The following is a 13767-nucleotide window of genomic DNA, read 5'->3' on the forward strand; positions in this document are numbered from 1 at the left end:
ACGTAGAGAGGAGGTGTAATTATGCTTGATAACTTTGTTCACATCATGACCACAGCAGCGAGTGGTTGTATCGTCGCATTATTTGCGCATTGGCTACGCAATCGCAACGATAAGAAAAAATAGGCGACTATAGCCACACCTAAAAATCCCCTCACTACTTCCGATAGTGAGGGGATTTGGTGAATTATGCTTAATAACTTTGTTAAGTAGATTATAACACTGGCTGGTAGAGGAATGCAAAGGTAGGAGAAAGGCTATGAAGAGTAAAAAAAGAATGGAAAGATTGTACGATGATCTATTTAGTACTAATTTTTTAATTAATTATGGTTATTTTGATATTACTCCTAAAAATAATCAAGATTTAACAGAATTAAACAGCTATGGTAAATCAGATGCATTTTATTTAAAAATATTTAATATGAGTAAATTAGCAGAATATGTTAATTATAATCCATTTTACATTAAAAAATTTTTTAATGACAAAAAAATACGTAGTACTGAACCAATAATATTTACTATTCCGAAAAATAATACATCAAGAAGAGAATATAAGATTCCTAATATTTATAGCTATTTAAATTTGATGTTTTTCATGCAAAAAAATAAAAAAGAATTTAAAGAGGTTTTTCTAACCAATAAATTTTCAACATCTAAATTTTTTTCACTTCTAGATTTTGATTTTAAATTTACTGATAATCTAAAAAAGACTTTACTTTACGGTGGTAATCATATATTAAATGTTGATTTATCTAATTTTTATCATTCTCTTTATACACATAGCATACCTTGGGTAATAATGGGAAAGAAGAATGCTAAAAAAGAAAGAAATAAGGGTTTTTCAAATCAATTAGATAAATTAATCACATCCTGTCAATATGATCAAACTCATGGAATACCTACTGGCAACATATTAAGTCGTATTATTAGTGAATTATATATGTGTTATATTGATTCTGAAATGGAAAATAAAGGATATAGATATGCGAGATACGTGGATGACATATCATTCTCATTTAATTTTGAAGAAGAGAAAGATAAATTTTACAGAGATTTTAACAAACTATGTATGAAATATGAATTAAAAATCAATGACAAGAAAACTGAAGTAAATGATTTTCCATATATACATCCACAAAATAAGGACTTTATATTTAATTATTTCAAAAATTATTCGTCAAATAGTAAGGATGAAACTTGGATTATAGGTATTAAGAACTTTATTGATTTATGTATAAATGAAGAAAGAAAAGGAAATAAAGGCGCAATAAAAAGTATTTTCCCAGTAATAGAAAATACTTTGAAGAAGAAAAAAATAAATAAACATCAAATAAGTAAGATATTTGGATATAGAAATAATATTACTAAATTCAATATCTTGCAATTCATATTAGATTTATCACTAAAGGACTCTAAATTAACAAATAGATGTCTATCTTTATTAAACTATTTGACTATTAAAATGGACGATGAAAAATTAGTCTCAAAACAAGTTAAACAGTATTTTAAAAATAGAAGTGAAGAAATTAGAAGTTTATTAGTATTTTATAATAAAAATAATTATCATCAAGAAACATACCAAATTCTTGTTTATATTGTTGAATATGATGTAGATATTCTTTTAAAAAATGATGTTTTGAATTTACTAAATGAAAATACAGATAACTTATCTTTATCGTTATTGACAATAATATATCTAAGAAAGCCTTGGAAAATAGAAAAATTATTAAAAAAAATCGATAATCTATTTAAAAATTCTAAGGATGATTATCCTACAACAGTAGGTGTAATGTCGCAAAATTTATGGTATTTCAGATACTTTATTTATTATTTAATAAAAGAAAATGTGATTTCTAAAAAAGAAATTAATAGTTATTGCAAGAGTCAAAAATATGAGTCAAATCAAAAAGGATATAAGAGCGATTTAAACTGGAATTATATTAATTCAAAAGATGATGTAGATGAATTTTTTAATGAATTATTAGAAGAAAAAGTACCACTCATAGATTTAAAACATGTAAATCTAATATAATTAATTATATTAAATTTACTTTTGTATTATTTGAGTACACCCTAATCATACAGACACAGTTGTTGAATTTATAACAACTGTCACTGTACTTGGTATATGAGAATAATTTTACTTAATAAATGAGAAAGCGCAGTACACTCACTGCTTTAAGATTGGCTAATAAGATATTATTACTAATATAAAATTTGATTCTTGTTTAATTATGAATACTAGACTTATGGGTTGATTTTTAGTTTAGAAAGAGTTATTATATTTTTTGTACCGACCGGTAGGTTTAAAAATAAAAAGTAAGTATCATACTTTCTTTTAGTAATAAGGTGGTAAGTAGTTATGTCAAAAAAACTTGAGATATTAACAATTGCCCGTGAAGTTATACATTCAAAAGGTTACAAGGCTACTTCTATCAGCGACATATTAAATGCTGCTGATATTGGAAAAGGACAATTTTACTATTACTTTTCCTCTAAGAGAGATTTAGGTTTAGCAGTAATAGACGATTTAGTTGAAGATTGGACTGAACAACTAATAAACAATAAACTTCATAAAAGTGAAAATCCTAAAGAGAATTTAAATGCTATGCTAGACTGGACCTTTAAATATCATGATGATATGAATTCAAAAGCTGGATGTCCTGTGGGAAATCTTGCAATTGAAATGAGTGAACATGACGAGATTTTCAGAGAAAAAATACAAGTATTTATTGATAAATGGATACTTTCAATGAAAGAAAATCTTGATCGCTTGAAAGAACAACAGTTTATAGAAAACTTAGATACAGAAAAACATGCGCAGGCTATTTTTTCAGCTATTGAAGGTGCAATTATGTTGACTAAAGTACAAAAGAGCGTTGAATATTTAAAAAATGTGATTGAAATTATAAAATGGCAATATAATTTATCATAATTTATCATTTTCATATTATCGATTGTTAAATTTTGACATTCAGATAATATGAAAAATCATTTAATGAATGGAGGCAATATAAATGGCTGAACAAGTGGATTTTGATGTTGCAATTATTGGCGCTGGACCAGCAGGTATGACAGCTGCTGTTTATGTATCACGTGCAAACTTAAGTACTGTAATGATTGAACGTGGTATGCCAGGCGGTCAAATGGCAAATACAGAAGAAGTTGAAAACTTCCCTGGTTTTGAAATGGTCACAGGACCAGATTTATCAACAAAAATGTTTGAACACGCGAAAAAATTTGGTGCTCAATATCAATATGGTGATATCAAGTCAGTTGAAGATAAAGGTGACTACAAAGTCATCAACCTTGGAAATAAAGAAATAACAGCACGCGCAGTGATTATTTCAACGGGTGCTGAATATAAAAAAATTGGTGTACCAGGCGAACAAGACCTTGGTGGCCGTGGTGTAAGTTATTGTGCTGTATGTGATGGTGCATTCTTTAAAGGGAAAAAATTATTCGTTATCGGCGGCGGAGATTCTGCAGTTGAAGAAGGAACATTCTTAACGAAATTTGCTGATAATGTAACTATTGTTCACCGTAGAGAAGAATTACGTGCACAGAAAATCCTACAAGATCGTGCATTTAAAAATGATAAAATCGACTTTATTTGGAGCCACACATTAAAAACAATTAATGATAAAGATGGCAAAGTAGGATCTGTAACGTTAGAATCAACAAAAGATGGTTCTGAACAAACATTAGATGCAGATGGTGTGTTCATCTATATCGGTATGAAACCATTAACAACACCATTCTTAGACTTAGGTATTACAAACGACGTAGGTTATATCGAAACAAATGAAGATATGAGCACAAAAGTATCTGGTATCTATGCAGCTGGTGATGTGCGTGATAAAGGCTTACGTCAAATCGTAACAGCTACGGGTGATGGTAGTATTGCTGCACAAAGTGCCATTGCTTATATTGAACATTTAAATGATCAAAGTGAGATACTATCTATTTAATCCTTATTTTTAAAATGAAAGACTAATTTATTGCTTTTAAATTTAGAATAAGTTATTGTATTTTATGTACCGACCGGTAGGTATTTTGTATTAGGAACTATAATAATCTACCGAGGAGAAGCACAACAATTGAAAATAACACATAAAAAGATTTAGCTTTAAAATAATTGTACCAACTAGTAGGTATACAATTAAGGGAGTTTTTGAAATGTTACAAAATGATAGTTTATACAAGAGGTCCCATACAAAAAGATTGGTTGAATTCACAAAACTTTCTCATGATTCTTTTAAAAGCTTTATAGAATTTGATCATCAAGTTTTATCAGAAGGTCATTTAAGTAAAAAGTTTAAAGAGGTTATCTCAATAGCAGTAGCACATACAACAGGCTGTCCACATTGTATTGATCACCATGTTAAGCAGTTTAAAAAATTAGGTGGTACAAAAGAAGAAATGGCTGAATCAATTATGGTAGCAACTGCATTAAAAGCTGGTTCTGCTATGGCACATAGTGTTAATACGCTAAATGCATATGACGAAATTGAAGATGACGAACTATATAAAGCTTCTTATTTTAAAAGGTTGAAAGAACTTGGACAATTAGATGGAGAACGTTTTAAAGCATTTATAAACTTTGATCAACAAGCAATGAAAGCAGGACTATTAACTGTTAAAGAAAAAGAATTAATTGCAATTGCAGTGGCACATACAACAGGCTGTCCATATTGCATCGATATTCATACTAAATCTGCTAAAAAAGCAAAAGTTACAAAAGAAGAAGTTGCGGAAGCAATATTAGTAGCAACGTTATTAAAAGCAGGTTCTGCAATGTCCCATGGTGTTAATGCCTTAAATGCATACGATGAATAAATAACTTACGTGGCATACCCCATTGATTATAGGAGGAAATTATAAATAACAAACAACAGTTCGAACCTTTATTCCAACCATTTAATCTAGGAAATTTGAATTTAAATATTATCAGCTAATAACAAAAATCATGAAATAAAAGAGTGAAATCTTGGTGTTTATAATTTGAATGTGACTTTTAACGTAGATATTGAAATAGAAGGTTTAAAAATCGAGGAATTGATGCATGATGCTTTATCAATTTCTGTAGTAGGAAATACTATACAAAGTAAAGTTCAAATAAACCCTGAGTATAAACGTAAGTAGAGTTAGTAATTGAAAATGAGAACTAACTGAATTCAATTAAAAGGAGATTTAAAAGATATGGCAACAATAACAGTAACTGAAAAAACATTTAATAAAACAATTGAAAAAGGCGTAACACTTGTAGACTTTTGGGCAACTTGGTGTCCGCCTTGTCAAATGCAATCACCTGTATTAGAAGAACTAAGTGATGAGTTGGAAGGTAAAGTAATAATTGGAAAAGTAGATGTAGATGAAGAAAAAGCTTTGGCTGCTAAATACCAAATTCAGAGTATACCAACACTATTAATCTTTAAAGATGGTGAGTTAGTTAACACTTTAATTGGTTTTAATCCTAAACCAAATTTAGAAAATGTATTAACTAAATATTTGTAGTTAATTTTAAATTGGAGGAAATTGATAATACAAAAATAACTTTAGAAGGAGCTCTATAAGGATGGAAAAAGTGATGAGTTATAATGACTTATTGTACAAAATAGATAGAAACGATAAGCTACTATTATATGTAATGTCTGAAAATTGTAGTGTTTGTCATGCTGATTTTCCTAAAGTAGAGGCATTAGATAAAAAGTATAATTTAAACAGTTTGAACATTATGGTTAATGAGATACCAGAAGCAGCTGGTCAATTATCACTATTTACAGCTCCAGTTGTTATTTTATTTTATAAAAATAAAGAAATGCATCGACAAGCAAGAATTATTGATTTTGAAGAATTAGAGTATCGTATTAAACAATTAAATGAAATTGAAAATTAGTACATGTCAAAATGCTCTCCTAAATTCTTTGGGAGAGCATTTATATCATCGATGATTACCGAAAGATATTGTCATGCACAATAATCAATATGAGCCTTTCAGTGTTGAGGATATTGAGGAATATGATGAAAAAATGCAATCATATTATAAAAATAGACCAATCAAAGCACTATTTTCAACACGAACAGTCAAGGGATAGAGTGAGCATATCAATGAGCACTTAGCTAGAAGCTATGATCCTAATATGCTTGATTATTTAAATACTCAAGCATATATATAAATAATTTTTATAAACGAGTGTACAGAAAATAACCCATTTTCTGTACACTCTTTTTTTATGTCTAGATATATAGCTAGTATACATATTTTAGTGTTCAATAACCCAACATAAAATCTATGTTCATAAATATGGTTAGAATTAAGTTATGGTACAATGGAAATACATATAGGAGATTCGTATTTTGAAAATAGGTTATGCAAGAGTTTCAACTGGTTTGCAAAATTTGAATTTGCAGGAAGATCGATTAAATCAATATGGTTGTGAAAAAATATTTAGCGATCACATAAGTGGAGCAAAAAGTAAACGTCCTGGTTTAGATAGAGCCATTGAATTTGTGAGGTCAGGAGATACGATTGTTGTTTGGAGACTAGATAGACTAGGACGTAACATGGCAGATTTAATCACATTAGTTAATGAACTTAATAATCGAGGCGTGAGTTTTCATAGTTTAGAAGAAAATATAACAATGGATAAATCAAGTTCTACAGGACAATTGTTATTTCATTTATTCGCAGCATTTGCAGAATTTGAACGTAATTTAATTTTAGAACGTTCTTCAGCGGGGCGCATTGCAGCTCGTGCTAGAGGACGCTATGGAGGTCGACCCGAAAAATTAAATAAACAAGATTTGACTTTACTCAAAATACTTTATGATAATGGAACACCAATTAAAACTATTGCAGAGCAATGGAAAGTTTCACGTACAACAATCTATCGTTATCTCAATAAGTTAAATAACCAAGAAAATAAAGATAAATAAAAATATTACTAAGTTTTAAGAAAGCTAAAAAATCAGACAGGATACACCCTAACCATACAAAATAAGCTGTTGAAATTAACGCAATTAAACCGTATGATTAGGGTGTATATTAATTTCGGAGTGAAAATAAATGATTATAGGTTATGCAAGAGTATCTTCGATAGATCAAAATTTAGAAAGACAATTGGATAATTTAAAGACATTTGGTGTGGAGAAAATCTTTACAGAGAAACAATCGGGAAAGTCAGTGGAAAATAGACCTATATTTCAAGAAGCTCTCAATTTTGTCAGAATGGGAGATCGATTCGTTGTGGAATCTATTGATCGTTTAGGACGTAACTATGATGAAATTATTGAAACTGTGAATTATTTAAAAGAAAAAGACGTTCAGTTAATGATTACCGGCTTACCTATGATGAATGAAGTGATTGGTAATCCATTATTAGATAAATTTATGAAAGATCTAATCATTCAAATATTAGCAATGGTTTCAGAACAAGAGAGAAATGAAAGTAAACGTCGACAAGCGCAAGGGATTCAAGTTGCGAAAGAAAAAGGCGTATATAAAGGGCGTCCTTTGCTTTATTCACCGAACGCGAAAGATCCCCAAAAACGTGTTATCTATCATCGAGTTGTTGAAATGTTAGAAGAAGGGCAAGCAATTAGTAAGATTGCGAAAGAGGTTAATATTACAAGACAGACAGTTTATAGAATTAAACATGATAAGGGATTGATTTCTTGATAAATGGATTGTCAATGCAAATGAGCGTTCCTCACAGCGTTTTATTTCTCATTAAATATTATGAATAATAGGAAATTGATAATTATACAAGAATTGACAAGAAGTTTCGATGTTTATCTTAGTTTAATGAAGTGAAAGTTATAATTGTATTGAATATTATCTTGTGGAAAAGGGAGATGACTATGGTAGGAAACGATTTTGAAAGAAAAAAAGATGAACTCAATGGAATTATTAAATACTTTTCTGAAGATAATGACAATGACGGTTGGCATGAAAGTGAAAAATCAACAGCTTTAGGTACTATTGCACTAAGATTAGAAGAAATAGGGGAAGAAACTATTGAGTATAATACTGAGGAAAGGAAAGAACTACTTCTATTATCAGCAAAAGCAATTAGGCTCATATATTAACACTCAAATAGTCCTTTATATCTAATTAATAGTTATAAGTATAACAAAACACATACATAATATGTATGTGTTTTAATCGTTTTTACATGAAAATCTTTGAGTTATTTATTTGGTTTGTTCTTTTGTTTATCTAGTATTTTTCTATACTTTCTATATAAGCTTTATAAGCATAACAAAAACACATACACTTTGTGTATGTGTTTTAACTGTGTCTCAATAATGAACATTTTTAATAACCTAATCAGTCAAATATTAAGTAAATATAATAGAAACTTAGTTCTCCCACTTCTTATTATGATATTCTCTAAAAGGTGCCTCGTAACTTATATATATTACTTTGTTATTTATAAATTCACAGCATATTTTAATGTATTTAAATACAATAAAATTTGTAAAGGCAGATAACTCTATTTCAGAAGTTAATGATTTGTCCTCATTATCTGCTTTTTGATTATAATTCTGAATTTGAGCATTATACCCTAATATATTCAAGGTCTCTTTCATATCATGTCCCCTAGAATGGACATCTTTAGATAGGTTTCTATAAATATGTTGATAATAATATTCCATTTTAAAATATTCGGATAATTGTTGAATAGTACCTATTTTCTTACTACCCTTACTTTTTTCCATATACCATCTTGTTATTCCTTTAATATCATTCACTTTAATTTTTGAATTTTTAAAACTATCTATAAATACTTGCTCTAGATTAGTCAATTTGCTTTTTAAATTATCTATTTCTTGTTGACTTAAACCTCCGTCTTTTGCATTTGACACTACCACCTTAACTTTTTCATATTCATTGTAGAAAAAGTATCTTTCTGCTCTTTTGTTTGATTCCTTATCTGTTTCCAATATATATTTCAGATATAGTAATAATTCATATAATTTCCTAGATAGTGTTCTAGCACTACTTATAGTTACAGTGGTTATACAGCAAATCAAAGTAATTTTATTCTAGATAAGAATTTTAAAACATCTCAAAAAGCTGATAACTTCAAGATTAATAATCACAAGATTACTAAAAATGCATTAGCTAAAAATAATAAAGATTTACACGATCCAACATATTACGAGGTTTCTAATCATAAAACGAATGGTGTTTTCTTCTTATTAGACGGTAAGTCAGTGAGCAAAAAAAATTATTGAATCGTTACGGTGAACCAAAGTATACATCTACATCAGCCTGAGCCAAAGAATATATGTATAAAATAGAAAATGATGACTTTTAAAATATAAAGTTGTAGTAGATACATTGTAAAAATAAACTTAAATTGCTCAAATACTTTTCAATAATATCAAGATATATATTAAATCGAAAGTGATTATATAGTACCAAAGCAAATATTGTACTAATTCCAGATTATACAGGAAAAGATAAAGAATTTTTATACTAGTGACATCATTAAAGCAAGTAAGATTATTCCTTTTTTAGTCAAATTCTTGTGGTTTGATAAATTTATTGATTAATTATTATAAATAAAGATTGAAAAGCTTTAAGAAGGGTAAAATTTTAAATAAGAGACTTGGAGCTCTTGTCAATTAAGATAATGAGCAAGTGAGCTCGTTAAGTTAAAGATGAGCTGAGGTAAAGTTTACCTGCTCATCTTTTTCTATTTGGAGGCTAAATATATGAAAAAAATATTATTAACAGGCGCTTCGGGATATATCGGTAGTCATTTAATGAATAAATTAAAAGATAACTATGAAATTATAGCTATTTCTAGAAATATAGAAAATAAATCAGATGAACAAAATGTTACTTGGAAGGCAGCTGACTTGTTTGATTTAAATGAAATCACTGAGGTAATGGAGGATATTGATATCGCTATATATCTTGTCCATTCTATGATGCCTTCAGCTAAGTTGACGCAGGCGAGCTTTGAAGATATGGATGCATTATTAGCTGATAATTTTGCTAAAGCCGCAAGTTATAACAAAGTTCAGCATATTGTATTTATGAGTGGTTTGATACCTAATACAAATGAATTATCACCACATTTAAGAAGCCGTTTAGAATGCGAACAGATTTTAGGATCATATGGTGTACCAGTAAGTACTTTAAGAGCTGGTTTGATTATAGGTTCTAAAGGAAGTTCTTACCCTATATTAAAAAAATTAGTAGAAAGATTACCTGGCCTGTTACTACCAAAATGGGCTTATAATATAACATTGCCAGTTGCAATAGACGACGTGATTGACGGTTTATATAAAATTGTAGAGCGTAATCCAAATGAGAACGAATCGATAGATATTGGTGGACCTAGTCATATGACTTATAAAGATCTATTCAAGCAAACTGCAGAGGTACTAGATAAACGATTACCTACGATAGATTTGCCTATTATTCCCATTTGGCTAAGTAAATATTGGGTGAAACTTATTTCAGGTGTTCCAAAAGAAATGGTCTATCCGTTAATGGATAGCTTAATTCATGATATGATTAGAAATGATGAAAATATTGTGAAAGACATTTCTATAGGAAAGATTGATTATAAGGAAAGTGTGCGTAATGCCTTGGAAGAAGAAACTAAGACACAAAAGAAAGGGAAGTCATCACGTAAGGGCGATATTAAAGATGTTAGAGCAATATCAAGGGTAGTCTTACCTAAAGATGTAAATATGCTTCAATTGGCAGAATCATATGCAAATTTTTTAAATAGAATTACATTAAATGTCGTTAATATTGATTTTAACGAAGATAACTTTACGATTAGTGTGCCGTGTTTAAATAAGGACTTACTATTATTAAGTAAAGATTTTAAAGCTTCTAATAATGAGAGAATTTTATATCGAATTGTTGGTGGAGATTTCGCTTCAGATTCAGATGGTGGTAATGCGAGATTAGAGTTTAGAAGATTACCTAATAGTGACGCATGTATCATAGCGTTACAAGAATATGAACCGACGTTACCTTGGTGGGTATATAAGTATACCCAAGCAAAAGTACATAAAAGTGTAATGAATCTTTTTAAATTCAAGATTAATAGCCAAAAAACTAATAAAGGAGAATACTTTAATATGAAGAAGTTTATTTTGCCAATTGTTATTACAGGTGCAATTGTTTTGAAAGTATATGGAGTGAAAAAGTATTTAGCTAGAAAAAATAACATGTCCAATGCCGAATTGTAACGGCTAAAATAAAGGCTAGTTCCTTTTACAAAAAAAGAGGGGATCAACTATGAAAGCAAACGAGATAATTAAAACAATTATAAAAGTTATAACACCAATTACAGGTGGTAAATTTATAGGAAAATTTGCAGTGAAAAATGCGAGAAAAGATTATAAAAATAATGTTAAACCACCTTTTTCACCACCCGGCTATGTCTTTCCAATTGTGTGGCCAATACTTTATACAACGATGGGCGTAGCTTATGCATTAGTGACTAATAAATCTACTAGTAAGGCTTTGAAAGGTGCTTATTACTCACAATTAAGCCTGAATTATCTATGGTCGATATTATACTTCAAATATAAATTACGCTTTAGTGCGTTGATAGAGAGTGTTGTATTACTGGGCGCAGTAGTTACAACAACTGTAAAATTTTTCAATGTAAAAAAAGTTGCTGGCATTTTACTAGTTCCATATATGCTTTGGAGCACTTTTGCTACTTATTTAACAGCTGGTAATTGGTATTTAAATAAAGATAACCCAAGCTATACAGCGAAATCTGAGCATTAAATTGATGAAAAAGATTATATATATTGCGCTATATTGGTTTATAGTTCAAATGATTATTGCTCAACTTGGTACTCGTATTAGTTATAAGTTCTTAGAAAAAGATAATAAGTATTTTCGAAGTTGGAATATTGAACAAGAGGGTCAATTATGGCAACAATTAGTTAAAGTGCAATATTGGAAAGATCATTTGCCAGACGGTCAAAATCTTAACCCTAATATCAGTAGTAAAGCGACTTTCGATCTATCTAAAAATATGAATGATATACAGCGATTTATATTAGAAACTAGACGTGCAGAGGTGGTTCATCTGCTATCCATATTTCCTGTTATTGCGTTTTTTAAAGCGTCAAAAAGTGTTAAAATAATTAATTTTATATATGTCATTATAGCTAATGTGCCTTGTATGATTGTTCAGCGCTATAATCGCCCTAAGTTAATACGTATTTATAATAAATTACAAAAAAGAAAAGGTGATTAAATGGGAAATAAGAAAGTGGTTGTCATAGGAGGTGGCTTGGGAGGGATTGCTAGCGCAATTTGTATGGCTCAAGCAGGCTATCAAGTGGATTTATATGAACAAAATAAGCATATCGGTGGAAAGGTAAATAGGTTAGACATAGATGACTATGGATTTGATCTCGGTCCATCAATTTTAACCATGCCTAAAGTATTTCAACGCTTATTTCAACGATGTGATGAAAGGCTAGAAGATTATGTTAGCATTCGTAAGTTAAGTTTACAGATTAGAAACGTTTATCCAGATGGCCAAATTTTAGATTTATATGAATCCATGGAAGATATGTTAACAAATAATGAATCGTTAACAAATAAAGATATAGAGCAACTTTCTTCGTTTTTTAGTTACGCACAAAAGATACATCAAGTTGCTGAAAAAAGCTACTTTGGTAAGGGATTAGATACGATGTTTGCAATTATTCGTTATCATGGTCCGTTTTCAGCTTTAAAGCAATTTGATTATTTTCATACAATGCAACAAGCCATTAATAAAAGGGTAGATAACCCATATTTAAGAGAAATGCTAGGTTATTTCATAAAATATGTCGGCTCCTCATCTTATGATGCTCCGGCTGTATTGAGTTTATTACCTCAAATGCAACATGAGGAAGGTTTGTGGTACGTAGATGGTGGCATTCATAAGTTAGCGGAAGCGATGGAACAATTAGCGAGAAAATTAGGTGTGGGCATACATTTTAACACCCCTGTAAAACGTATCAATTATAATAGTCAAAATAAGGTGACAGGGATAACAATAAAAAGTAATAAGGAAATATATGCAGATTACATTATATCTAATATGGAAGTAATCCCTGTTTATAAGTATTTATTGAATTTTGATGCAAACCAAATAAACAAATTGGAACGTAAATTTGAGCCAGCTAGTTCAGGTTATGTCATGCATCTTGGTGTGGACAAAAGTTATCCAGAGCTTCAACATCATAACTTTTTCTTTTCAAGTAATTCTAAAGTTAATTATGATCAAGTTTTTCACCAGTATGTTTTGCCTGAAGATCCGACTATTTATGTAGTGAATACAAATAAAACAGATAAGACACAGGCGCCAGAGGGACACGAGAATATAAAAATATTGCCACACATACCGTACATTCAGAGTAAGTCATTTAGTGAAGCAGAATATCTGCAATTCCAAGAACGTATATTGGATAAATTAGAGTCCATGGGCTTGAAAGATTTGAGAAAGCACATTGTATATGAAGACGTATGGACACCACATGATATAGAAAATACATACAATTCTAATAAAGGAGCTATATATGGCGTAGTATCCAATAAGAAGAAAAATAAAGGTTTTAAATTTCCTAAAAAAAGTCAGTACTTCAAAAATTTGTACTTTGTAGGTGGTTCTGTAAATCCTGGCGCTGGTATGCCTATGGTTACTTTGAGTGGTATGCAAGTAGCAGAAGCTATTATTAATGGAGAAAGTAGTTGAGGCTGAATGATACTTTATATAATAG

General features: G+C 29.7%; 16 protein-coding genes and 1 pseudogene. 16 read left to right on the forward strand and 1 reads right to left on the reverse strand.

Annotated elements, in window-relative coordinates; translation table 11 throughout:
• Positions 1-21 precede the first annotated feature (21 nt).
• The 11 genes from LFT63_RS11980 to LFT63_RS12030 all read left to right on the forward strand — a co-directional run bounded on the left by LFT63_RS11980 (position 22) and on the right by LFT63_RS12030 (position 8088).
• Positions 22-123, forward strand: coding sequence for a type I toxin-antitoxin system Fst family toxin (locus tag LFT63_RS11980; protein WP_002497230.1), 102 nt, complete (start codon positions 22-24; stop codon positions 121-123).
• 133 nt (positions 124-256) lie between these two features.
• The gene (locus LFT63_RS11985; RefSeq protein ID WP_340769400.1) at positions 257-2029 is read left to right on the forward strand and encodes an RNA-directed DNA polymerase; all 1773 of its coding nucleotides are present in this window, start codon (positions 257-259) and stop codon (positions 2027-2029) included.
• Between the two features lie 330 nt (positions 2030-2359).
• Complete coding sequence (locus tag LFT63_RS11990) at positions 2360-2932, forward strand: TetR/AcrR family transcriptional regulator (RefSeq protein ID WP_011152942.1); 573 nt, start codon at positions 2360-2362, stop codon at positions 2930-2932.
• Positions 2933-3014: 82 nt separating this feature from the next.
• Positions 3015-3968, forward strand: a complete 954-nt coding sequence (gene trxB, locus LFT63_RS11995) for a thioredoxin-disulfide reductase (protein WP_011152944.1) — start codon at positions 3015-3017, stop codon at positions 3966-3968.
• Positions 3969-4176: 208 nt separating this feature from the next.
• Entirely contained in the window at positions 4177-4836 is a 660-nt protein-coding gene (locus LFT63_RS12000; protein ID WP_011152945.1) for a carboxymuconolactone decarboxylase family protein, read from the forward strand.
• A 165-nt stretch (positions 4837-5001) separates the two neighbouring features.
• Positions 5002-5142, forward strand: coding sequence for a hypothetical protein (locus LFT63_RS12005; protein ID WP_340769403.1), 141 nt, complete (start codon positions 5002-5004; stop codon positions 5140-5142).
• A gap of 57 nt (positions 5143-5199) precedes the next feature.
• On the forward strand, positions 5200-5514 hold the full coding sequence (gene trxA, locus LFT63_RS12010) for a thioredoxin (RefSeq protein ID WP_011152946.1): 315 nt from the start codon (positions 5200-5202) through the stop codon (positions 5512-5514).
• A 61-nt stretch (positions 5515-5575) separates the two neighbouring features.
• Positions 5576-5896, forward strand: coding sequence for a thioredoxin family protein (locus LFT63_RS12015; RefSeq protein WP_058703173.1), 321 nt, complete (start codon positions 5576-5578; stop codon positions 5894-5896).
• Between the two features lie 461 nt (positions 5897-6357).
• The gene (locus LFT63_RS12020) at positions 6358-6936 is read left to right on the forward strand and encodes a recombinase family protein (RefSeq protein WP_340769411.1); all 579 of its coding nucleotides are present in this window, start codon (positions 6358-6360) and stop codon (positions 6934-6936) included.
• Positions 6937-7066: 130 nt separating this feature from the next.
• Positions 7067-7678: a recombinase family protein gene (locus LFT63_RS12025; RefSeq protein ID WP_340769413.1), complete on the forward strand. Its 612-nt coding sequence runs from the start codon at positions 7067-7069 to the stop codon at positions 7676-7678.
• A 182-nt stretch (positions 7679-7860) separates the two neighbouring features.
• Complete coding sequence (locus LFT63_RS12030; protein WP_340769415.1) at positions 7861-8088, forward strand: hypothetical protein; 228 nt, start codon at positions 7861-7863, stop codon at positions 8086-8088.
• 273 nt (positions 8089-8361) lie between these two features.
• Here LFT63_RS12030 and LFT63_RS12035 read toward each other — a convergent pair whose 3' ends face one another.
• On the reverse strand, positions 8362-9036 hold the full coding sequence (locus LFT63_RS12035) for a DUF5677 domain-containing protein (RefSeq protein WP_340769416.1): 675 nt from the start codon (positions 9034-9036) through the stop codon (positions 8362-8364).
• On the opposite strand from LFT63_RS12035, the pseudogene isaB reads away from it, so the two are divergent.
• The 5 genes and pseudogenes from isaB to LFT63_RS12060 all read left to right on the forward strand — a co-directional run.
• A pseudogene (isaB, locus tag LFT63_RS12040) lies at positions 9007-9278 on the forward strand (immunodominant staphylococcal antigen IsaB family protein); the annotation flags it as partial. The gene LFT63_RS12035 and the pseudogene isaB sit on opposite strands and share 30 nt — an antisense overlap.
• A 445-nt stretch (positions 9279-9723) precedes the next feature.
• Entirely contained in the window at positions 9724-11223 is a 1500-nt protein-coding gene (locus tag LFT63_RS12045) for an NAD(P)H-binding protein (protein WP_340769417.1), read from the forward strand.
• Between the two features lie 49 nt (positions 11224-11272).
• Complete coding sequence (locus LFT63_RS12050) at positions 11273-11773, forward strand: TspO/MBR family protein (RefSeq protein WP_017636318.1); 501 nt, start codon at positions 11273-11275, stop codon at positions 11771-11773.
• Between the two features lie 4 nt (positions 11774-11777).
• Positions 11778-12251 (forward strand): glycosyl-4,4'-diaponeurosporenoate acyltransferase CrtO family protein, encoded by a 474-nt coding sequence (locus tag LFT63_RS12055; RefSeq protein ID WP_002467534.1) that lies wholly within the window; start codon positions 11778-11780, stop codon positions 12249-12251.
• Positions 12252-13742 carry a phytoene desaturase family protein gene (locus tag LFT63_RS12060; RefSeq protein WP_017636316.1) on the forward strand — a complete coding sequence of 497 codons (1491 nt, stop codon included), beginning with the start codon at positions 12252-12254 and terminating at the stop codon, positions 13740-13742.
• The last annotated feature ends 25 nt before the right edge of the window (positions 13743-13767 follow it).

The organism is Staphylococcus sp. FSL H8-0121, from assembly GCF_038008425.1.
Taxonomy (GTDB): domain Bacteria; phylum Bacillota; class Bacilli; order Staphylococcales; family Staphylococcaceae; genus Staphylococcus; species Staphylococcus pasteuri.